We start from the raw sequence: 19323 nt of genomic DNA, 5'->3' as shown, positions 1-19323 counted from the left end.
GCAATGATGATTATGAAAGATATTGTTGATGAAATTAAAATCCTTGCCTCACAGTATGAGGAAGAGCTGCCTTGTGGTGTTGATTTTGATACTTCACTTTATGGTTATGATTTTGAAGGTAAAATACAGGTGGCCCCTAAAGAATTTTGGCGGCAGTATAGAGAGTTTGTTGAGTTATTAGATGGCTTTGATATTGATGGTTTTTGCATATTTGGAATAAAAAGTCATTTTGAACATGGAAGAGTCATTCTAGATTATAATCGAAAAAACACTGAGATCGCCAAAAACTCCCCTGCATTAACATTTGACGACTATCAATATTGTATTATTTTTGGCGATTCGTCGCTGGATATTTACACCTACGACGTGCGTACTAATAAGTGGGAGTCCAGAGACCGCTTTCAGTATGATAATTTATTTATTAGCTGTGATACTCTCACTGAATTTTTAATGGCATTGATCCCGGAAATCCGCGGATGATAGAAAATGTGCCCGTTTGAAGCAGGCACTCATGGGATTCAGCAGGATGTTCAGTCTTTCTTACTGTATCTCGTTGGTATTATAGGCATGGTTATATCGCTCTTCCGGATAGAGATGGGGCGGTGTAGGAGTCACCGGCCAACGGACACTGCCGCCAGCGGCATTAAAACGGCCTATGTGCGGGCGGTTAAGGCTATCACCGGCTACATCAAAGTGGTCATGGCTACTGTCGGAAGCGCATTACTCTAGACTATCCCGTTCTTCCACTTCTCGGAAAAGTAGATTTCACCGGACAAACGTTTATCATGATAATGCGCGAAGTCTTCGGAAATTGTAAGCACACCGGTTTTAGTTCCAGGCACTTTTTGAGATTTCCGGTTTTTCAGCCATCAACCGGTACTCTTCTGGTGTCAGGTTGTTCAGGGATTCATGAGGCCGCTCGCTGTTATATTCAGCCAGCCAGCACTCCGTAATTTCCCGCGCTTCATTCAGGGTTCTGAACAGATAAAAATCCAGTATCTCTGTCCGGTATGTCCGGTTAAAACGCTCGATAAACGCATTCTGCGTCGGCTTTCCCGGCTTGATGAATTCCAGCAACACACCATGTTCTTCGGCCCATTGCGCCAGTGCCAGTGAGACCAGTTCTGGCCCGTTATCCATACGCATCTTCCGCGGATAGCCGCGGTTTGCCACTATCCTGTCCAGCACTCTCACGACGCGTTGCGCCGGGATATTCAGGTCAATTTCTATCGCCAGCGCTTCACGGTTAAAATCATCCACCACATTGAAGGTCCGGAAGCGTCTGCCACACACCAGCGCATCATGCATAAAATCTATCGACCAGCTCTGGTTAAGTGCTTCCGGCGTCGCCAGCGGAGCCGGATTGCGCACCGGCAGACGTTGCTTTCCCTTACGGCGAAAATTCAGTTTCAGCAGGCAGTAAATCCGGTGAACGCGTTTATGGTTCCACCTGTTGCCCTGCCTGCGCAGCAACTGGAACAGCTTCTTAAAGCCGTATCGTGGATAGCGCTCCGCCAGTTCAGTCAGCGCCTGGATCACCGGCTCATCGCGCCGGGTATCGGGCTGGTAAAAATACACCGTCCTGCTCAGCGATAACGTCCTGCATGCCTGGCGTACGCTCATCGAAAACATCTCTTTCACATAGCTGACGAGCTCACGCTTTATCGCTGGTTTTAAAGCTTTTTTTCAATGACGTCTTTTAACGCGCGATTTTCCAGACTCAGGTCGGCAAACATCTGTTTGAGACGGCGGTTTTCGTCCTCAAGATCCTTCATCTTTTTGATATCAGAGGCTTCCATGCCGCCATACTTCGCTTTCCAGTTATAGTACGAAGCCTCAGATATTCCCGCTTCGCGGCAGACATCTTTGACGGTACGTCCGGCTTCAACAGACTTCAGAACAGTGATGATCTGGTGCTCGGTAAATCGGGCTTTACGCATGGTGATCTCCTCAGGGACATAATCAGTATGTCGGAAGATCTCTAAAAGTGAATGGTTCGTTTTGCAGGGATGCTTACACTTGCGAAAGCAGGTTTTTTTATGCCCGTAAAATGGCTGTCGCCATAGGGCAGTTATGTGTTTTTCATCTCATTGTTTTATAGTGGTATTTTTTCAAGGCAACAAAAAACCCGATAATCTTGAACCTAAAAAGGCGGGATTATCGGGCTCCACAAAATGGGGACATCAAAGAAAAGCAGTGGCACTAATTAAGACTACCACCCGATCGAAAAGTTCTGCCGAATGATAAAAATTTCAAAAATATTTCGCCGCTAAATTTCCTCTGCGCCCGCGCCGTCAGCCCAGTATCCCCGGCCATAGCACCACAATCAGCGAACCTGCCAGCGTTAACAATACGTTAGCAATGGCATAGGTGCCGGCGTAGCCGAGAGCGGGGATGTTGCTGCGGGCGGTGTCGCTGATGATGTCCATCGCCGGGGCGCAGGTGCGCGCGCCCATAATTGCGCCGAACAGCAGGGCGCGGTTCATGCGCAACACGTAGGCGCCGAACAGGAAGCAGAGCACCACCGGCACCAGGCTGACGAGCAGGCCGGCGACCAGCATTTGCCAGCCCACGGCGCCCAGGCTGTGGCCGATACCGGCGCCGGCGCTCAGGCCTACGCCGGCCATAAACACCATCAGGCCGAACTCTTTCACCATATTCAGCGCCCCCTGCGGGATATAGCCGAAGGTCGGGTGGTTGGCACGCAGGAAGCCGAGCATGATGCCCGACATCAGCAGCCCGGCAGCGTTGCCGATGCCGAACGAGAAATTGCTGAACTGGATGGTGATCTGACCAATCAGCAGGCCGATAATAAAGAAGGCGCAGAAGGCCAGCAGATCGGTCACCTGGCTGTGGATGGAGATAAAGCCGATCTTCTCCGCCACGCTTTTCACCCGGCGCGCGTCGCCGCTGACCTGCAGCACGTCGCCTTTATTCAGCACGATGCTGTCATCAATCGGCATTTCAATCTGGCTGCGAATCACCCGGTTCAGGAAGCAGCCGTGGTCGGTCAGTTTCAGCTGGCTTAAGCGCTTGCCGACCGCATTGCTGTTTTTTACCACGATCTCTTCGGTGACGATACGCATGTCGAGCAGATCGCGGTCGAACACTTCTTTGCCGTTACGGAAGCTGGGATCCAGGCGCGCATGCGCGTCCGGGTAGCCCACCAGCGATATTTCGTCGCCGACCTGCAGCACGGCGTCACCATCCGGGTTGGCGAGAATACCGTTGCGGCGGATGCGTTCGATATAGCAGCCGGTCTGGCGGTAAATGCCCAGTTCGCGCAGATTTTTGCCGTCTGCCCAGGCCACCAGCTCCGGACCGACGCGGTAGGCGCGGATGACCGGCAGATAGACTTTACGCTGGCTGTCGGTATCCAGACCGCGCTCGCGGGCGATTTGCTGCGCCGAGGTCGGTAAATCCTGGTGCTGCAGCTTGGGCAGATAGCGCGCGCCGAAAATCAGACTGACCAGACCAATAAGATAGGTTAACGCATAGCCCAGGCTAAGATGATCCTGTGCGGACAGCAGCGCCGGTCCGTTGGTAATGGTATTGCGCAGCGTATCGCCGGCGCCGACCAGCACCGGTGTCGAAGTCATGGAGCCGGCCAGCATACCGGCGGTCAGGCCGATGTCCCAGTGGAACAGCTTGCCGAGGCCGACGGCCATCACCATCGCCGTACCGACCATCACCAGCGCCAGCATCAGGTAATTTTTGCCGTCGCGGAAAAAAATCGAGAAAAAATTCGGCCCGGCTTCGACGCCGACGCAGAAGATAAACAGCATAAAGCCCAGGCTGAGCGCTTCGGTGTTAATGGCGAAGTTGTGCTGGCCAAGCAGCAGGGAGACGACCAAAACGCCAATGGAACTGCCGAGTTGCACAGAGCCAAGGCGAAGTTTTCCGAGGCAGAGCCCCAGGGCGAGTACCACAAACAGCAACAGGATGTAGTTGCCGTTTAACAAACTAGCGACGTTTATGTTCACAGGATGTAACTTATTGTTTACCAGTAAGTGCTTGATATGGCTGGCTATAAAAGATAAATTCAGCCATATAAATAGTTGGATAAAAACGATACCCATCGCCAACCCGCGAAAGGTGCATCGCTTCCTCGATCAGCGGCATTATTCTAGTCTCTCTGACGCAGGACAGCCAGCATTAAGCTGAAAATGAACGCTGCCTTTTGCATTTAACTCTCTTTTTACCAAGGAAAATTTGTCGGCTCAGGCCGCCGTGGTTCGCGTGCGTCGTCGTGATATGGCGCCCGTTGTTGCATTTCTGGGAGGAGCAGGATGGTTAGCTATCGGTATTGGGGCGGGTTCAGCAGCTGTTTTCTGTTGTTCTGCCTGATCTTTCTTGGTCAGAATAATTCGCTGGAGCAGCCGCATCATGGCGAAACCGGCCTGTTGCTGTTTACCATTCCCGGCTTTATCGCCAGTTACCTTGCCAGTAAAAAACGCCTGATCTGTCCGCTGCTCGGCGCGTTGTGCGCGCTGCCGCTGTGCCTGGTGGTGCGCCACTTCTGGCTGATGTCGACCCAGTCGTTCTGGCAGGAGTTGGCCTACGCCACCAGCTCGGTATTCTGGTGCCTGTGCGGTGCGCTGCTGTTTCTCTTTTTCCGCAGCCTGCGCCAGATGTTACAGCTCCGGCAAAGAACCCTCGGCAATAAAAAAGGCGCCTGAGGCGCCTTAATATAGAATGTGAACCGGCTTACTGGAACAGGTTCAGGTTTTCTTTCGCGTATGCTTCAAACTCGGTGCAGCCGCCAATGTGCTGTTGATCCAGGAAGATCTGCGGCACGGTTTCTACCGGCTTACCGACGGTTTTTTCCAGATCGGCCTTGGTGATGCCTTCCGCGTGGATATCAACATAACGGAAGTTGAAATCGTCACGTTCTTCAGTCAGTTTTTCCGCCAACTCTTTCGCACGGACACAATAAGGACAGCCAGGACGCCCGAAGATTACTGCAAACATGAGATACTCCTCGTTGTTATTCAAGAATTTACCGCTATTGCAACGACATCCCGTCGGTCAGAAAAAGACCTCAGTCAACGCATTACTCAGGTGCAATGGCGCCTACTATGCCTGTTGGCGTTGCTAAAAAAAAGCAGGATTTGCCTGTTAATCTGATTTACGCCGCCTATCGGATGGCCTCGTCGGCAGGAATTCACTACACTGTGCGCAATATGTCTGGAGATGAAAACATGCGTTCATTTGGTGAGTTACCCCGCCCGATATTGGTGCTGGAAGGGCTGGGGATCGTGCTGCTGATTCTGGCTTATCTGAGCATTCATGGCTATGTTCAGTTGCCGGGGGCGCTGTCATCGCAGGCTGCTGCGGTGGCGATGATTTTCCTCGGCGTGGCGCTGATGCTGCCGGCGGCGGCCCTGCTGGTCTGGCGCGTGGCGCATGGGTTCGGCCCGCTGATGCGCGGCGGACTGCCGCCGGAAAACGATCGGCGCAAGCCGCCGCAACAGCAACAGAAACGCGATCCGCGCGATTAAGCGTCGGTGGCGATTTGGGGTGACGAGATAAATTGAACATTGTCATTCTTTCGTGTGACAGCACGTTGTACTCCTGCCGGCGCCTGCGCGCCGCGGCGGAACGGCGCGGGCACCGCGTTGAGGTGATCGATCCGCTCTCCTGCTATATGAATATCAACCCGGCCGCGCCCACCATCCACTATCGCGGCCGTCAACTGGCGTGCTATGACGCGGTCATTCCGCGTATCGGCTCCGCCATTACCTTTTACGGCAGCGCCGTGCTGCGGCAGTTTGAACTGCTGGGCTGTTATTCGCTGAATGAGTCTGCCGCGATTACCCGGGCGCGCGACAAGCTGCATTCCCTGCAGTTGCTGGCGCGTCAGGGGATCGATCTGCCGATTACCGGCTTTGCCCACTCGCCGGATGATACCGGCGATCTGATCGAACTGGTCGGCGGCGCGCCGTTGGTGGTGAAACTGGTTGAAGGTACACAGGGCATCGGCGTGGTGCTGGCGGAAACGCGGCAGGCGGCGGAAAGCGTGATTGATGCGTTTCGCGGGCTGAAGGCGCACATTCTGGTGCAGGAGTACGTGCGCGAGGCGCAGGGACGGGATATTCGCTGTCTGGTGATCGGCGGACAGGTGGTGGCGGCGATCGAACGTCAGGCCAAGGCGGGGGAGTTCCGTTCCAATCTGCATCGCGGCGGCACGGCGCGCAAGGTGAGCATTACGGCGCAAGAGCGCGCAGTTGCCATCAAGGCGGCAGCAACGTTGGGACTGGATATTGCCGGCGTCGATATTTTGCGTGCCGATCGCGGCCCGCTGGTGGTGGAGGTGAATGCCTCACCCGGACTGGAGGGGATAGAAACCGCCACCGGGCTGGATATCGCCGAGATGATGATCGCCTATATTGAACAGCGTGCAGCACGCGGTATTTGCCCTGAAATTACGCTATAACCAGTAAAAAATAAGGGAGTAGCGCTATTTACCCGTGTTTTTTACATGGCTAAGCGCGCCTTTATTGAATTAAGCCTGATTGATCGTGGCATCATGGATGAATATTCCGTAAGCTATGCGCCTTTCGCGTTTTTGAATATTGTGAGGCTGGTACCCTATGGATTCACTCATCGTCCCCGATTTGGCGTTATTACGACGTTGGCTGGACCAGTTGGGCATTTCATTTTTTGAATGCGACTCCTGCCAGGCGCTGCATCTGCCGCATATGCAGAATTTTGACGGCATTTTCGACGCCAAGATCGATCTGGTGGACGGGGTGATCCTGTTCTCCGCGCTGGCGGAGGTGAAGCCGACCGCGCTGATCCCGCTGGTTGCCGACCTCAGCCAGATCAATGCCAGTTCGCTGACCATCAAAGCGTTTGTGGATGTTCAGGACGACAACCTGCCCAAGCTGATCGTCTGTCAGTCGCTGAGCGTGGCCGTCGGCATTACGCTGGAACAGTTCGCGCACTTTATGCAGCAGGGCGAAGAGCAGGTCTCGATGGTGATTCTTGAGGCGCGCGCCAACGATCTGCTGTTTATGGGCGAGGGCGAGGAAGAAGAAAATCCGGCCGCCGCCATGCGCCAGCCGATGCTGCACTAATTCTGTCTTTGACGACGCATCGCCCGGTATGGCGATGCGTTGACGCTACCCCGTTATCCCTCTATTGCCAATCTTCACGTTACATCGCGATCGTGCGTTTTATCCTGGCCTGCCGTAGCTGAATCCTGTCAAACCTGCTATTTTTTGTAATTATTATTGCAAATGAATTAACTGGCTCTTATACCGATTATTACTGATATTTCATCGCGGAATACGGATATGTCAGAGATGCTGAAAAGCAAGCAGGGAACCCTGAGAGCGCAAACGGATGTCCCGGTGGCGGTATTGATCGCCGGTACGGCAATGGTGGCGATTAAATGTATTAGTATCCTGCTGCTGCTGGGGGAGCTGGGGCTGTCCGGCCTGAGCGAGTTTGTCAGCACCAGCGCGCAGGCCTGGGATTCTACGCTGATTTTTCTGGCCGGTATCGTAATGCTCTGCCTGCAAATTTACTGCGGCTTTGCCGTGATGCGCGGTAAAAATGGCGGGCGCTGGGGCTATGTGGTCTGTCAGGCGCTGGTGGTGGGCTATCTGCTGTTGGCGACCATCGGCAGCGTCTTTCCCGAGGTGTTTACCGTGGACGGCGAAACCAACACCCAGATTATGCATACCCTGATTCTGGAAAAAATCCCCGACGTGGTGATTCTCGGGCTGCTGTTCCTGCCGGCGGCCAGCCGCCGCTATTTTTCCCGTCGCTGAGGGCCGCGCGGATAGCGTCAAGAAGGTTGGGGATAAGGGCGTAGGGTGCTAAACTCTGCGCCCTTATTTTTTTATTCGTCGATCCCTACGGTTAATCTATGCATTGCGCGTTGTATACGGCCGGCAGTTGCCGTTCCTGTCAGTGGCTGGAAAAGCCTTATCCGCAGCAGCTTGCTGATAAACAGCAGCATCTGCAGGCCCTGCTGGCCGAACGCGAAGTCGGGCAGTGGCTGACGCCGGTTGCCGGCGCGCTGAGCGCATTCCGCAATAAGGCGAAAATGGTGGTCAGCGGCAGCGTGGAGCGCCCGCTGCTGGGGATGTTGCACCGCGACGGTACGCCGGTCGATCTGTGCGCCTGCCCGCTGTATCCCGCCAGTTTTGCGCCGATGTTCAACGTGCTGAAAACCTTTATCGCCCGCGCCGGGCTGACGCCATACAACGTGGCGCGCAAACGCGGCGAGCTGAAATATCTGCTGCTGACGGAAAGCACCGGTAACGGCGGGGTGATGCTGCGTTTTGTTCTGCGTTCGGAGAGCAAACTGGCGCAGCTGCGCGCCGTGCTGCCGTGGCTGCAGCAACAGCTGCCGCAGCTGCGGGTGATTTCCGTGAATATTCAGCCGGTGCATATGGCGATTATGGAGGGCGATCGGGAAATCATCCTGACCGAGCAACAGGCGTTGGAAGAGTGCTTCAACCAGGTGCCGCTGTATATCCGCCCGCAGGGCTTTTTCCAGACCAATCCGCAGGTGGCGGCGTCGCTGTATGCCACGGCGCGCGACTGGGTGCGTGAGCTGGGCATCGACAGCATGTGGGATCTGTTCTGCGGCGTCGGCGGCTTCGGTTTACACTGCGCACAGCCGGAAACGCGTCTGACCGGGATTGAGATCAGCGCGGAGGCGATTCGCTGTGCGCGCCAGTCAGCGGCGACGCTGGGACTGCAGCGGGTTGATTTCCAGGCGCTGGACTCCACCCGTTTCGCCACGGCGGAAGGAGACGTGCCGCAGCTGGTGGTGGTGAACCCGCCGCGACGCGGCATTGGCAAGGAACTGTGCGATTACCTGCAGCGGATGGCGCCGGACTATCTGCTCTATTCCAGCTGTAATGCACAGAGCATGGCGCAGGATATGGCGCAGCTGCCGGGGTATCGGGTTGAACGGGTGCAGCTGTTCGATATGTTCCCGCATACCGCGCACTACGAGGTGCTGACGCTGCTGGTGCGGGAGAAGTAATCAGCCCGACTAAGCGGGCTGAGAAGGGCGGCACTTGCGCTTACTGCGGGAACCACTTGTCGCTGATGGCCTGATAGGTGCCGTCGGCCTTGATCGCCGTCAGCGCCGCGTTCAGCTTGTCCAGCAGCGCCTTGTTATTCGGACGCACCGCAATCCCCAGGCCGGTACCGAAGTATTGCGCATCGGTGATATGCTCGCCGACCGGCGCCAGCTGCGGGCTGTTTTTCAGCCACTCATTCACCACCGCGGTATCGCCGAAGACGCCGTCAATACGGCCGTTTTTCAGCTCCAGAATGGCGTTCTGGTAGCTGTCGTAAGAGACGGTGTTAATCTCCGGGTGCTTATCCTGCATATATTTCTGGTGGGTGGTGCCGTTTTCCATCCCGACCTTTTTCCCCTTCAGTTCAGCCAGCGAGGTGTACTTGCCTTTCTGCGCGATCACAATCGCCGAGTTGGCGTAGTACGGCTGGGTAAAGCTCACCTGCTTGCTGCGCTCCGGCGTGATGTCCATCCCGGAGATCACCGCATCGAACTTTTTGAACTTCAGCGCGGCGATCAGGCTGTCGAAGGCCTGATTGGTGAAGGTGCATTCCGCCTGCATCTGTTTGCATAACGCTTTCGCCAGATCGATATCAAAGCCGACGATTTGGTTATTGGCGTCTAATGACTCAAACGGCGGATAGGTAGCGGAGGAGGCGAAACGGATGGTGTCGGCCGCCTGAGCGCTGAAGGTCAAGCCGGCCAGTACGGCGGCGGCAAGCAGTAATTTTTTCATGCGGAAACTCCTGTCTGAACATTGATTTTATTATCGCCGCCATCGTTTGATTTTTCTGACAATATCCCGAGGAGGGACGCTGACGGTGCTGGCGATAACCATGCCATTGAGTGAATTAATATGCAATAAAAATGATTAAAAATTGTTACTGGCGGGGCGGGTAAGACAGCCCTGCACGGCGGCAGGGCTGGGTAAGCGGGCTTAGTTGCGGCGTTCAAAGGCCAGCGCGCGGCGTTCAACCAGACGCATCAACAGCGTCAGCAGACCGTTGACCACCAGGTAAACCAGGCCGGCGGCGCCGAAGACCATCACGTCATAGGTGCGGCCGTACATCAGCTGGCTGTAACCCATCACTTCCATCAGCGTGATGGTGTAGGCCAGTGAGGTACTTTTAAACACCAGCACCACTTCGTTGGAGTAGGAGGAGAGGGCGCGCTTAAAGGCGAACGGCAGCAGAATGTGCATCGACTGCCGGCGCGACATGCCCAGCGCTTCACAAGACTGCCACTGGCCGGCGGGAATGGCCCGCACCGCGCCGTAAAACAGCTGCGTGGTGTAAGCGGCGCTGTTCAGCGCCAGCGCAATCATGGCGCACAGCCAGGGCTGCGACAGCAGATTCCACAGCCACGGATAGTCGCGGATCGCCGGGAACTGTCCTGGCCCGTAGTAGATCAGGAAGATCTGCACCAGCAGCGGCGTACCGGTGAACAGCGTAATGTAGATCTTCACCAGCGACGACAGCAGCGGCGTTTTCAGCGTCAGGATCGCCGTCAGGATCAGCGACAGCACCAGCGCGACCAGCAGCGCCGCCAGCGTCAGCGTCAGGCTGGTGTGCAGGCCCTTGATGATTTCCGGTAAGTATTCCAGCATCAGACCGGCCCCCGCTCAAAACGTGTGGTGCGCAGTTCGATCCGCTTGAGAATAAACTGGCTCAACAGGGTGACCAGCAGATAGATGGCGGCGGCGATCACGTACCAGGTGAACGGCTCCTGCGTGCGGGTGGCGATGCTTTTGGTCTGCAGCATCAGGTCGTTCACGCTGATTAACGACACCAGCGCGGTATCCTTCAGCAGCACCAGCCACTGGTTGCCGAGGCCGGGCAGCGCATGGCGCCACATCTGCGGCATAATCAGCCGGAAGAAGATTGCCGCCTTGCCGAGCCCGAGCGCCTGGCCGGACTCCCACTGCCCCTGCGGCACCGCTTTCAGCGCGCCGCGCAGCGTCTGCGAGGCATAGGCCGAATACAGCAGCGCCAATGCGATCACCCCGCACAGGAACGGGCTGACTTCGAAGCTTTCAATGTCGACCTGCACCGGCACGGAAAACAGGCCGAAGTTCAGCTCAAACCCGTCAGACAGCGTCAGCAGCAGCTGTGAGGAGCCGAAGTAGATAAACAGCACCACCAGAATTTCCGGCAGGCCGCGCAGCAGCGTGACCCAGGCGGTGCCGAGCCAGCTGACAAGCTTCCAGCGCGCGGACTCCCACATGGCGAACAGCATCGCCAGGACCAGCCCGAGCGCCAGCGCGCAAACGGCAAGGCCGACGGTCATCCCGGCGGCGGTTGCTAAAGGTTGAATTTCATTCATTGGGATCGATTACTGCTGGAACCATTTTTTGTAGATGGTTTCATAGGTCCCATCCTGTTTGATCTTATCCAGGGCGGCGTTGAACTTGCCCTGCAGATCGCTGTTTTTCTGACGTACGGCGATGCCCAGACCGGTGCCGAAATAGTTTTTATCCGTCACCTTGTCGCCTACTGCGGCCAGTTGGGCGTTCTGCTTCAGCCATTCGTTAACCACGGCGGTATCGCCGAACACGGCGTCGATACGGCCGTTTTTCAGATCGAGCACCGCATTCTGGTAGCTGTCGTACGGTACGGTGGTGATGTCGCTGTGCTGATCCGTCAGGTATTTCTGGTGCGTGGTGCCGTTTTGCACGCCGACGCGCTTGCCTTTCAGCGCGGCGACATCGGCCACTTTACCTTTTTGCGCGATAAACAGGGCGGAGTTGTCGTAGTAAGGTTTGGTGAACAGCACCTGTTTTTCACGCTCCGGCGTGATATCCATACCGGCCATTACCGCGTCAAAGCGTTTGAACTTCAGGCCCGGGATCAGGCTGTCGAACGCCTGATTGCTGAAGGAGCACTCCGCCTGCATCTCTTTGCACAGCGCGTTGGCCAGATCAACGTCGAAGCCCTGAATTTTGTTGTCGGCACCGATAAACTCAAACGGTGGGTAGGAGGCTTCGGTCGCGAAACGAATCTTGTCGGCGGCAGAGGCGGAAACGCTGATGCCGGCCAATACGGCGGCGATTATTAGTTTTTTCATCGCAAACTCCCCTAAAACTGGTCTGGTGTAGAAAAATTAGTGTGATAAATAACTGGCGAATTCGCTGGTTTGCGGCTGTGCGAAGCGGCTGGCGTCACCCTGTTCCACGATGCGGCCGTTTTCCATGTACACCACGCGGCTGGCGGTCTTGCGCGCCACTTCTACCTCGTGGGTGACGATCACCTGGGTAATGCCGGTGCCGGCCAGCTCGCGAATAATACTGACGATCTGCGCGGTGATTTCCGGATCCAGCGCGGCGGTCGGCTCATCAAACAGCAGAACCTGCGGCTCCATCATCAGCGCGCGGGCAATGGCGACGCGCTGTTGCTGGCCGCCGGACAGATGCAGCGGAAAGCGATCGGCAAAATCGCTCAGGCGTAGACGCTTGAGCAGTTTGTCGGCACGCGCCATCGCCTGCGCCTTGCTCAGGCCCAGCACGCGGCACGGCGCTTCAATCAGGTTTTGCACCACGGTGAGGTGAGGCCACAGGTTGTACTGCTGGAATACCATGCCGACGTTTTGGCGCAGTTCGCGGATGGCTTTTTCGCCCGGCGCCTGCTTAAAGTCAAACTGGTTGCCGGCGATCTGCAGCTGGCCGGAACGCGGCATTTCCAACAGGTTCAACACCCGCAGCAATGAACTTTTCCCCGCGCCGCTTGGGCCAAGCAGCACTAAGGTTTCCCCTGCTGGGCAATCCAGCGTGATGTCAAACAGCGCCTGGTGTGCGCCGTAAAAGCAATTTATATTTTTTAGTTGAATACTCATGCGCTGGAATTGAATAGACATTGATGCCGCAAATGTTAACTTCCACAGAATACTTATGCAATCATTGTGAGTTAAAATTTATTAATGTACGGCGGGATAGTAAAAGAATAGCACAACATACCGCAGTGCAAGCGGGAAGGGGCGGTTTGTCGCGCAGTGTGTGAAGTGGCTAGCGAATTTGATGTGTTCGCTCAAAAAATGAGCAAAATCAAGGTGGTTAATCGGCCGGCGACGCGGCGCCGGCCGGGGAGAGCAATCAGTCGTGTTCCAGCACCTGGCGCAGCGTGCCGCTGGCGGCGTGCTGCGGCACGTTCAGGTAGCGGATATCATCCACCACCCAGCAGGTGCCTTCGCGCACCATCAGCACCTCGTTCTGCCACTCTTTGGCGCTGCTGTCGCCATCTTTCTTATAGCTCAGCTGTACGCGCAGCGGGATGTTCTTGGCGTCGGTATTCGGGATGGAAGACGCGCTGGCTACGCTGGCGCTGGTGGCGCCTTCGGCATTGCCGGTGAACAGTGCGCCAGCGCCGGTCTGCGGCGCCGCTTTCTGGTTAGCGCCCAGCAGTTCCTGATACAGAGGCTGGCTCAGGTAAGGCTGCAGTTGCGCCAGGCGGTTGCTGTCCGGCAGTGTGGTACTGCCCTGTTCCAGACGCAGATCGTAAAATTTCTGCGCCACGCTGTCCGGGCCGCCTTCAATGCATGCGCCGCTGCGCGCGCCGATGTCCTTATAAGCCGGTTCTACGGTGGTACAGGCGCTCAGCGCCAGTGCTAAAGGTAAAACAGCCGCAATCGTTTTTGTTTTCATCTCACTACCTTATGTGAAAGTCTCTACCATGAAGAGCGATAGCTTACAGTATAAATGCGTTTTTCAGCCTTGCATTCGTACTCTGTGCCATCCGCTTTCAGAACATACTGTAAAACCGGCGGTCATATTTTTTGCAGGCTTGAAGCTGTATCCGCGTGAGTTACACTGGGTTGTCCGGTTTTTCCCGGTAACTGCAGATAGCGCCTATTATCCTGGCGAGCACGACCATGAATCAAGCAAGGAGTTTTTGATGCAAATTTCTACTACCCCGACCCTGGAAGGGTTCACCATTACCGAATACTGCGGCGTCGTTACCGGTGAGGCGATTTTGGGCGCCAACATTTTCCGCGACTTTTTCGCCGGCGTGCGTGATATCGTCGGCGGCCGTTCCGGCGCTTATGAAAAAGAGCTGCGTAAGGCGCGCCAGATCGCGTTTAAAGAACTGGAGGAGCAGGCAAAGGAGTTGGGCGCCAATGCGGTGGTCGGGGTGGACATCGACTATGAAACGGTGGGTAAGGACAGCAGCATGTTGATGGTCAGCGTCAGCGGCACTGCGGTAAAAATCAGCCGTTAAGATCTGTCAGCCCGGCGCGTGCGCCGGGCTTTGCGTGCCACAAGGAGTGAAGCATGGCTAGATGGATAGGGATCGTCGCGGTGCTGCTGGCGGGCTGCCAGGCTTCAGGGCCGGGCACCACCGTCGACCGCGGCGACTATCAGCTGGAAACGTTGCACCAGGCGCAGGGCGCCGACCAGCGCATTCGTTTTCTGGTGATGCACTATACGGCGGAAGATTTCCATACCTCGCTGAAGACGCTGACCGACGAGCACGTCAGCGCCCACTACTTGCTGCCGGCCCATCCGCGGCGCGAGTACGCCAGGCCGACGGTTTATCAGCTGGTGCCGGAGTCGATGCGCGCCTGGCACGCCGGAGCCAGCAGCTGGCGCGGCCGTACCCAGCTGAATGACACCTCGATCGGCATTGAGATCGTCAACCGCGGCTTCAGCCGCAGCATGTTATTCACCCGCTGGCAGCCTTACAGCGCCGAACAGATTGCGCTGCTGATCCCCTTAAGCCGCGATATTATTCGCCGCTACGATATTCAGCCGGTGGATGTCGTCGGCCACAGCGATATTGCGCCGCAGCGCAAGCAGGATCCCGGCCCGTTGTTCCCCTGGAAAACTCTGGCGGAAGCCGGCATCGGCGCCTGGCCGGAGCAGACGGATGTGCAGCGTTATCTGGCGGGGCGTGACCCTCATGCGCCGGTGGCGCTGTCGGCGTTGCTCGATAAGCTGGCGCGCTATGGCTACGGTATTGACCCGCAGTGGGATGAGCGGCAACAGAAAAGGGTGCTGGCGGCATTCCAAATGCATTTTCGGCCCGCCGATTACCGTGGCGAGCCGGATGCGGAAAGCGAGGCGATTATCGACGCGTTACTGCATAAATACCACGGCTTATAGGCCGTGCAGCTTGCCGTGCTCTTTCAGCCAGCGCGCGGTGCGCATTACGCCTTCTTCCAGCGACACCACCGGCCGATAATCCAGTTCCTGCTGCGCGCGGCTGGTATCCAGCGTCAGGTCGAAGTTGAGCTTGGCGACGCCGTAGTGGGTGAGTACCGGCTCTTTTTCACTTTTGCTGCCGAGCTTTTCCATACCGCGCGCCATCATATCGAGCATTGCGTAGGGGACGGAGCGGATGCGGCACTTCATGCCCAGTTCGTCAATTAACAGCTGCACCACGTCATGCAGCGGCCGAGGCTGCTGGTTGGTGATGTTATAGGCGCGGCCGGACGGCGTATCCTGTTTCATGGTCGCCAGCCACATAGCGTGCACTGCGTTTTCCAGATAGGTCATATCCACCATCGCCGCGCCGCCGCGCGGCAGCAGCAGATTGCCGTAGTGTTTGATCATATGCAGCAGGCGCGGCAGCATCACGTTATCGTGCGGCCCGAACAGCCCCTGAGGGCGTAAAATGGTGAAATGGGTCTGCGGGTTGGCGAGCGCCAGCCGCTGGATAACCTGCTCACCGGCCGCCTTGCTGCGGGCAAACTCATTGGCGTAACGCGCCGGGCGGAAATCTTCCGGGATATCGCGGTGGTGGTGGTAGTCGAAGTAGATCGCCGGCGAAGAGATATGGATAAATTGTGAGACGCCATACGCCGCCGCCCATTCGCCCAGCCGGCGGGTGGCGCGCACGTTGGCCAGCTCAAAAGCCTCTTCGGTGCCCCAGGGAGAGGTAAAGCTGGAGCAGTGCCACAGCACGTCCACTTCCGCCAGCATCGCCTTCGCCTGCGAGGAAACCAGATTAGTGAGATCGGCCTGAATGAATTCGGCGCCCATTTTTTCCAACAGGCGGCCCATGGCCCGGTTGCGACCGGTGGCACGTACTTGTATGCCCTGGCGACGCAGATATTCCACGGCGTTACGGCCTAGTCCACTGCATGCACCGGTGACCAATACCTTCATAACAAACTCTTTCTCACCAAAAAACAAAGCGCTGGCGGCGTATTGCCGTTTCCCAGCAAATAAGGTGCCATTCTTTCGTGATTTTGGGCGCTATGCAATCGGAAAGGGACGATCCACCGCGGTAAACTGTGCGGTCGATCGACAAATGAACAACGTTACGGCAAATTGTGGTCTTCCTGCTCCGCCAGCCGGACGATCCGTTTGGCCATGCCACGGAAAATAAACAGGTGGGCCGGCATCATGGCGAACCAGTAAAGCAAGCCGCTAAAACCGGCCGGGTGCCACCAGGCGCGCACGTCGAGGGTACGGCGGTTACCGTAATCCCTGATGCTGAACGTCAGCCGGCCAAGGCCGGGTGCCTTCATGCCGAACAGCAGGGAAAGCGTGCGTTCCGGCTGCAGAGCGATGACCTTCCAGCCGTCAATCATATCGCCGAGCTGCAGCGTCTGGCGCGGCGGGCGACCGTAGATCACCCCGTTGCCGATCAGGTCGTCCATGCGCGCGCGGATCTGCCACAGCGGGTTGGCGTAGAAGTAGCCCTCTTTGCCGCCCAGCTGCTGCACCACCTGCCAAAGGGCGGCCGCCGAGGCCTGCGTCTCCAGCGTATGGCCGGCCTGTTTCGGGTAAAAGCCGTACCCCGGCCGCCAGCGCGCCCGCGCGGCCGGATCGTAGCCCCAGTCGGCGCTGTCTGTTATTTCCGCTTCGCGCTGCAGGGTCTCTTTCACCGCTTCATCAAAGGTTTGCAGCGGCTGCGGAATCAATGCCTGCAGCGGTCGGCCGTCGGCGGGCAGATCGTGCTTTAGCCCCTGGATCAGCGCGCGGGCGATCGAGGTGGGCACCGAGGTGATCAGGCTGATGAACCAGACCGAGATAAGGCGCGTCGGCAGCGGGATCGGGATCAGCCAGCGTCTGCGGCCGCTGATGGCAATAAAACGTTTGAGCATGGTCTGATAGCTGATGTATTCCGGCCCCGCCGCGTCGAAAGTGCGGTGATCGTCGGCCGGGTGCCGCAGCAGTTCACTCAGATAGGTCAGCAGGTTCGGCAGGGCGATCGGGGAAGACTTTGAACGCACCCAGCGCGGCGGCGTCAGCAGCGGCAGATTATAGACCATGTCGCGCATCACTTCGAACGCCGCTGAACCCGGCCCGACGATAATGCCGGCGCGCAGTTCGGTGACCGGAATGCCGCTCTGGCGCAGAATTTCTCCGGTAAGACGGCGGGCAATCAGGTGCGGCGAGCTGTCCTTCTGCGGCTGCAGCGCACCCAGGAAGATCACCTGCCTGACGCCGGACTGGCGCAGGGCGTCGCGCAGGTTCTGCGCCGCCTGGCGCTCTTTTTCAATAAAGTCGCGGCCGTCACCCATACCGTGGACCAGATAGTAGAGCGTATCGATCTGCCACAGCGCCGGCGGCAGCGTGTCCGGCTGACAGACGTCGACGTACTGGCAGTGCACATGCGGCCAGTTTTGCGCCTGCAGCCATTCAAGACGACGGGCGGCGGCGATAACCTCATGCCCCTGCGCCGTCAGGTGGGGGATCAGGTTCTGCCCGATATAACCGCTGGCGCCAAGGACCAGAATACGTTGATGGCTCATCAGCACGACCTTATGCAGTGAAAGTAGGGAACGGTATCCTGAATGCTGTGGGTTATAGCATGCCAAAATCGGGCTATAAATGCACTTTTTGTAGGGATAAATGGCGTATTGCAACGACTCGTCGCAGGCGTCACACTACGCGCCGTTGCTTTAGCTGGAGTGAATCATGCGGCTTAATGCGGTGTGTTATGGTTTGTTGGCGTTAGCCCTGGCGGTTAGCGCATTTCTCCCGCACCTCTGGTGGGCGGGGTTGTTACTGCTGAATGTGCTGACGCTGGCGCTGTATGGCGCCGATAAGCTGGCGGCGATCAAAGCCTGGCAACGGGTGCCGGAGATCACGCTGCTGACGTTTGGCTTGATCGGCGGCTGGCCGGGAGCGCTGTGCGGCCAGCGGCTGTTCCGGCACAAGACGCAGAAACAGCCGTTTAAAACCTGGTTTATCGTCAGCGTCCTGCTCAACGTGGCGGCGTGCGGCGCGGTGTGGTACGCCGTATACGGCCGCTTCCTCTAACCCGCGAGGCTCAGGCGTGCCGTTGTAAAAACTCGCGCCATAGCTCGACCACCTGCTGCAGATCCTGCCGACTGACGTCGAGGTGGGTGACAAGACGCGTCAGCGGCCCGCTGCCGATCAGCACGCCGCGCTCGCGCATCCACGGGCTGAGCTGCGCCGCCTGTTCGGCGGACTGACGGATATACAGTATGTTGGTCTGGGCGCCCGGTTCGACGATCGTGAGCCCGAGATCGCGCAGCTGCTGTTCCAGCCAGCGGGCGTTGTCGTGATCCTCCTGCAGCCGGGCGACGTTATTTTCTAACGCATAGCGGCCCGCCGCCGCCAGAATGCCGGCCTGACGCAGGCCGCCGCCGGTCATTTTGCGCCAGCGAATGGCGCGCTGAATAAATTCGGCGCTGCCGCACAGCAGCGATCCCACCGGCGCGCCGAGGCCTTTGGACAGGCAGAGGGTGAAGGTATCGCAGTATTGCACAATCTTGTGCAGCGGCACGTTGAGCGCCACCGCGGCGTTGAAAATGCGCGCGCCGTCGATATGCAGCGCCAGCCGCCGCTCGCGGCTGAACTGCCACGCCTGTTCCAGATAGGCGAGCGGCAGTACCTTACCGCTGATGGTGTTCTCCAGGCTGAGCAGCCGGCTGCGGGCAAAGTGAATATCGTCGGGTTTGATGGCGGCGGCAACGTTGTCCAGCGGCAGCGTGCCGTCGTCGTCGGCTTCGATCGGCTGCGGCTGAATGCCGCCCAGCACCGCCGCGCCGCCGGCCTCATATTTATAGTTATGCGCCTGCTGGCCGACGAGGTATTCATCGCCGCGCTGGCAGTGACTGAGCAGCGCCACCAGATTGGCCTGAGTGCCGCTGGGTAAAAACAGCGCCGCCTCTTTGCCGGCCAGCCGCGCCGCTTCATGTTGTAGCGCGTTGACCGTGGGGTCATCGCCGTAAACGTCGTCGCCGACTTCGGCATTGGCCATCGCCTGGCGCATGGCGCTCGTGGGTTGCGTGACGGTATCGCTGCGGAGATCGATCAGCATGAGTATCCTTGCAATGGTTAAGGGCGACGCAGCAGGCCGCGCCGCCGA

The 19323-nt window shown here is 57.5% G+C and carries 23 protein-coding genes; 10 read left to right on the top strand and 13 right to left on the bottom strand.

Going from position 1 to position 19323, the window contains the following annotated elements; genetic code table 11:
* Nucleotides 1-3 precede the first annotated feature (3 nt).
* A complete protein-coding gene (locus HF675_RS15740) occupies nucleotides 4-480 on the top strand; it encodes a YrhA family protein (RefSeq protein ID WP_187043373.1) in 477 nt (158 codons plus the stop codon).
* 348 nt (nucleotides 481-828) lie between these two features.
* On the opposite strand, the gene HF675_RS15735 is transcribed toward HF675_RS15740, so the two are convergent.
* From HF675_RS15735 to HF675_RS23845, 3 genes are all read right to left on the bottom strand, one after another.
* A protein-coding gene (locus tag HF675_RS15735; protein ID WP_370569818.1) for an IS3 family transposase occupies nucleotides 829-1940 on the bottom strand; the annotation gives its coding sequence in 2 pieces (ribosomal slippage) (nucleotides 829-1679 and nucleotides 1679-1940; 1113 coding nt in all).
* Nucleotides 1941-2294: 354 nt separating this feature from the next.
* Nucleotides 2295-3983 (bottom strand): aspartate:alanine antiporter, encoded by a 1689-nt coding sequence (locus tag HF675_RS15730; RefSeq protein ID WP_105233250.1) that lies wholly within the window; start codon nucleotides 3981-3983, stop codon nucleotides 2295-2297.
* 10 nt (nucleotides 3984-3993) lie between these two features.
* The gene (locus HF675_RS23845; RefSeq protein ID WP_255414271.1) at nucleotides 3994-4122 is read right to left on the bottom strand and encodes a hypothetical protein; all 129 of its coding nucleotides are present in this window, start codon (nucleotides 4120-4122) and stop codon (nucleotides 3994-3996) included.
* 167 nt (nucleotides 4123-4289) lie between these two features.
* Here HF675_RS23845 and HF675_RS15725 point away from each other — a divergent pair, with 167 nt between their 5' ends.
* A complete protein-coding gene (locus HF675_RS15725) occupies nucleotides 4290-4679 on the top strand; it encodes an inner membrane protein YbjM (RefSeq protein ID WP_105230479.1) in 390 nt (129 codons plus the stop codon).
* Nucleotides 4680-4707: 28 nt separating this feature from the next.
* On the opposite strand, the gene HF675_RS15720 is transcribed toward HF675_RS15725, so the two are convergent.
* On the bottom strand, nucleotides 4708-4971 hold the full coding sequence (locus tag HF675_RS15720; RefSeq protein WP_105230480.1) for a GrxA family glutaredoxin: 264 nt from the start codon (nucleotides 4969-4971) through the stop codon (nucleotides 4708-4710).
* A 230-nt stretch (nucleotides 4972-5201) separates the two neighbouring features.
* Here HF675_RS15720 and HF675_RS15715 point away from each other — a divergent pair, with 230 nt between their 5' ends.
* The 5 genes from HF675_RS15715 to rlmC all read left to right on the top strand — a co-directional run bounded on the left by HF675_RS15715 (nucleotide 5202) and on the right by rlmC (nucleotide 9007).
* Nucleotides 5202-5501: a YbjC family protein gene (locus tag HF675_RS15715; protein WP_105230481.1), complete on the top strand. Its 300-nt coding sequence runs from the start codon at nucleotides 5202-5204 to the stop codon at nucleotides 5499-5501.
* A 32-nt stretch (nucleotides 5502-5533) separates the two neighbouring features.
* The gene (gene rimK, locus HF675_RS15710) at nucleotides 5534-6436 is read left to right on the top strand and encodes a 30S ribosomal protein S6--L-glutamate ligase (protein WP_187043371.1); all 903 of its coding nucleotides are present in this window, start codon (nucleotides 5534-5536) and stop codon (nucleotides 6434-6436) included.
* A 157-nt stretch (nucleotides 6437-6593) separates the two neighbouring features.
* The gene (locus tag HF675_RS15705; protein WP_111737417.1) at nucleotides 6594-7079 is read left to right on the top strand and encodes a YbjN domain-containing protein; all 486 of its coding nucleotides are present in this window, start codon (nucleotides 6594-6596) and stop codon (nucleotides 7077-7079) included.
* Between the two features lie 219 nt (nucleotides 7080-7298).
* Nucleotides 7299-7778, top strand: coding sequence for a YbjO family protein (locus HF675_RS15700; RefSeq protein ID WP_111737416.1), 480 nt, complete (start codon nucleotides 7299-7301; stop codon nucleotides 7776-7778).
* A 98-nt stretch (nucleotides 7779-7876) separates the two neighbouring features.
* Entirely contained in the window at nucleotides 7877-9007 is a 1131-nt protein-coding gene (rlmC, locus tag HF675_RS15695) for a 23S rRNA (uracil(747)-C(5))-methyltransferase RlmC (protein WP_187043370.1), read from the top strand.
* A 40-nt stretch (nucleotides 9008-9047) separates the two neighbouring features.
* Here the strand turns inward: rlmC and HF675_RS15690 are convergent, their stop codons facing one another.
* The 6 genes from HF675_RS15690 to HF675_RS15665 form a co-directional block, all read right to left on the bottom strand.
* On the bottom strand, nucleotides 9048-9782 hold the full coding sequence (locus HF675_RS15690; protein ID WP_187043369.1) for an arginine ABC transporter substrate-binding protein: 735 nt from the start codon (nucleotides 9780-9782) through the stop codon (nucleotides 9048-9050).
* A gap of 201 nt (nucleotides 9783-9983) precedes the next feature.
* Nucleotides 9984-10652 carry an arginine ABC transporter permease ArtM gene (artM, locus tag HF675_RS15685; RefSeq protein WP_187043368.1) on the bottom strand — a complete coding sequence of 223 codons (669 nt, stop codon included), beginning with the start codon at nucleotides 10650-10652 and terminating at the stop codon, nucleotides 9984-9986.
* Nucleotides 10652-11368, bottom strand: a complete 717-nt coding sequence (gene artQ, locus HF675_RS15680; RefSeq protein WP_187043367.1) for an arginine ABC transporter permease ArtQ — start codon at nucleotides 11366-11368, stop codon at nucleotides 10652-10654. The genes artM and artQ overlap by 1 nt, the downstream gene beginning before the upstream one ends.
* 9 nt (nucleotides 11369-11377) lie before the next feature.
* Nucleotides 11378-12109, bottom strand: coding sequence for an arginine ABC transporter substrate-binding protein (artJ, locus tag HF675_RS15675; protein WP_105230489.1), 732 nt, complete (start codon nucleotides 12107-12109; stop codon nucleotides 11378-11380).
* Between the two features lie 36 nt (nucleotides 12110-12145).
* Nucleotides 12146-12874: an arginine ABC transporter ATP-binding protein ArtP gene (artP, locus tag HF675_RS15670; protein WP_105233251.1), complete on the bottom strand. Its 729-nt coding sequence runs from the start codon at nucleotides 12872-12874 to the stop codon at nucleotides 12146-12148.
* 256 nt (nucleotides 12875-13130) lie between these two features.
* Complete coding sequence (locus tag HF675_RS15665; protein WP_105230490.1) at nucleotides 13131-13679, bottom strand: lipoprotein; 549 nt, start codon at nucleotides 13677-13679, stop codon at nucleotides 13131-13133.
* A 250-nt stretch (nucleotides 13680-13929) separates the two neighbouring features.
* On the opposite strand from HF675_RS15665, the gene HF675_RS15660 reads away from it, so the two are divergent.
* Nucleotides 13930-14253, top strand: coding sequence for a heavy metal-binding domain-containing protein (locus tag HF675_RS15660; protein ID WP_105230491.1), 324 nt, complete (start codon nucleotides 13930-13932; stop codon nucleotides 14251-14253).
* A 53-nt stretch (nucleotides 14254-14306) separates the two neighbouring features.
* Nucleotides 14307-15137 (top strand): N-acetylmuramoyl-L-alanine amidase, encoded by an 831-nt coding sequence (locus HF675_RS15655; protein WP_187043366.1) that lies wholly within the window; start codon nucleotides 14307-14309, stop codon nucleotides 15135-15137.
* On the opposite strand, the gene HF675_RS15650 is transcribed toward HF675_RS15655, so the two are convergent.
* Complete coding sequence (locus HF675_RS15650; protein ID WP_187043365.1) at nucleotides 15132-16142, bottom strand: NAD(P)-dependent oxidoreductase; 1011 nt, start codon at nucleotides 16140-16142, stop codon at nucleotides 15132-15134. The genes HF675_RS15655 and HF675_RS15650 overlap by 6 nt on opposite strands.
* Nucleotides 16143-16297: 155 nt before the next feature.
* Nucleotides 16298-17737, bottom strand: coding sequence for a DUF2867 domain-containing protein (locus tag HF675_RS15645; RefSeq protein ID WP_187043364.1), 1440 nt, complete (start codon nucleotides 17735-17737; stop codon nucleotides 16298-16300).
* A 166-nt stretch (nucleotides 17738-17903) separates the two neighbouring features.
* Between HF675_RS15645 and HF675_RS15640 the strand changes: the two genes are divergently transcribed.
* Complete coding sequence (locus HF675_RS15640; RefSeq protein ID WP_187043363.1) at nucleotides 17904-18248, top strand: DUF1294 domain-containing protein; 345 nt, start codon at nucleotides 17904-17906, stop codon at nucleotides 18246-18248.
* 10 nt (nucleotides 18249-18258) lie between these two features.
* Here HF675_RS15640 and ltaE read toward each other — a convergent pair whose 3' ends face one another.
* Nucleotides 18259-19275, bottom strand: coding sequence for a low-specificity L-threonine aldolase (ltaE, locus tag HF675_RS15635; RefSeq protein WP_105230495.1), 1017 nt, complete (start codon nucleotides 19273-19275; stop codon nucleotides 18259-18261).
* Nucleotides 19276-19323 lie beyond the last annotated feature (48 nt).

Origin of the sequence: Serratia sp. JUb9, from assembly GCF_014298095.1 — a bacterium.
Lineage (GTDB): Bacteria > Pseudomonadota > Gammaproteobacteria > Enterobacterales > Enterobacteriaceae > Serratia_B > Serratia_B rhizosphaerae.
The sequence above is the reverse complement of the archived record's forward strand: the minus strand, read 5'-3'. Positions and strand labels throughout refer to the sequence as shown.

Excerpts from the sequence above, each read along its gene's own strand:
- HF675_RS15740 (WP_187043373.1), top strand. The coding sequence starts at position 4 with ATGATGATTATGAAAGATATTGTTGATGAAATTAAAATCCTTGCCTCA.
- HF675_RS23845 (WP_255414271.1), bottom strand. The coding sequence starts at position 4,122 with ATGCCGCTGATCGAGGAAGCGATGCACCTTTCGCGGGTTGGCGATGGG.
- HF675_RS15725 (WP_105230479.1), top strand. The coding sequence starts at position 4,290 with ATGGTTAGCTATCGGTATTGGGGCGGGTTCAGCAGCTGTTTTCTGTTG.
- HF675_RS15720 (WP_105230480.1), bottom strand. The coding sequence starts at position 4,971 with ATGTTTGCAGTAATCTTCGGGCGTCCTGGCTGTCCTTATTGTGTCCGT.
- HF675_RS15715 (WP_105230481.1), top strand. The coding sequence starts at position 5,202 with ATGCGTTCATTTGGTGAGTTACCCCGCCCGATATTGGTGCTGGAAGGG.
- HF675_RS15705 (WP_111737417.1), top strand. The coding sequence starts at position 6,594 with ATGGATTCACTCATCGTCCCCGATTTGGCGTTATTACGACGTTGGCTG.
- HF675_RS15700 (WP_111737416.1), top strand. The coding sequence starts at position 7,299 with ATGTCAGAGATGCTGAAAAGCAAGCAGGGAACCCTGAGAGCGCAAACG.
- rlmC (WP_187043370.1), top strand. The coding sequence starts at position 7,877 with ATGCATTGCGCGTTGTATACGGCCGGCAGTTGCCGTTCCTGTCAGTGG.
- HF675_RS15690 (WP_187043369.1), bottom strand. The coding sequence starts at position 9,782 with ATGAAAAAATTACTGCTTGCCGCCGCCGTACTGGCCGGCTTGACCTTC.
- artM (WP_187043368.1), bottom strand. The coding sequence starts at position 10,652 with ATGCTGGAATACTTACCGGAAATCATCAAGGGCCTGCACACCAGCCTG.
- artQ (WP_187043367.1), bottom strand. The coding sequence starts at position 11,368 with ATGAATGAAATTCAACCTTTAGCAACCGCCGCCGGGATGACCGTCGGC.
- artJ (WP_105230489.1), bottom strand. The coding sequence starts at position 12,109 with ATGAAAAAACTAATAATCGCCGCCGTATTGGCCGGCATCAGCGTTTCC.
- artP (WP_105233251.1), bottom strand. The coding sequence starts at position 12,874 with ATGAGTATTCAACTAAAAAATATAAATTGCTTTTACGGCGCACACCAG.
- HF675_RS15665 (WP_105230490.1), bottom strand. The coding sequence starts at position 13,679 with ATGAAAACAAAAACGATTGCGGCTGTTTTACCTTTAGCACTGGCGCTG.
- HF675_RS15660 (WP_105230491.1), top strand. The coding sequence starts at position 13,930 with ATGCAAATTTCTACTACCCCGACCCTGGAAGGGTTCACCATTACCGAA.
- HF675_RS15655 (WP_187043366.1), top strand. The coding sequence starts at position 14,307 with ATGGCTAGATGGATAGGGATCGTCGCGGTGCTGCTGGCGGGCTGCCAG.
- HF675_RS15650 (WP_187043365.1), bottom strand. The coding sequence starts at position 16,142 with ATGAAGGTATTGGTCACCGGTGCATGCAGTGGACTAGGCCGTAACGCC.
- HF675_RS15645 (WP_187043364.1), bottom strand. The coding sequence starts at position 17,737 with ATGAGCCATCAACGTATTCTGGTCCTTGGCGCCAGCGGTTATATCGGG.
- HF675_RS15640 (WP_187043363.1), top strand. The coding sequence starts at position 17,904 with ATGCGGCTTAATGCGGTGTGTTATGGTTTGTTGGCGTTAGCCCTGGCG.
- ltaE (WP_105230495.1), bottom strand. The coding sequence starts at position 19,275 with ATGCTGATCGATCTCCGCAGCGATACCGTCACGCAACCCACGAGCGCC.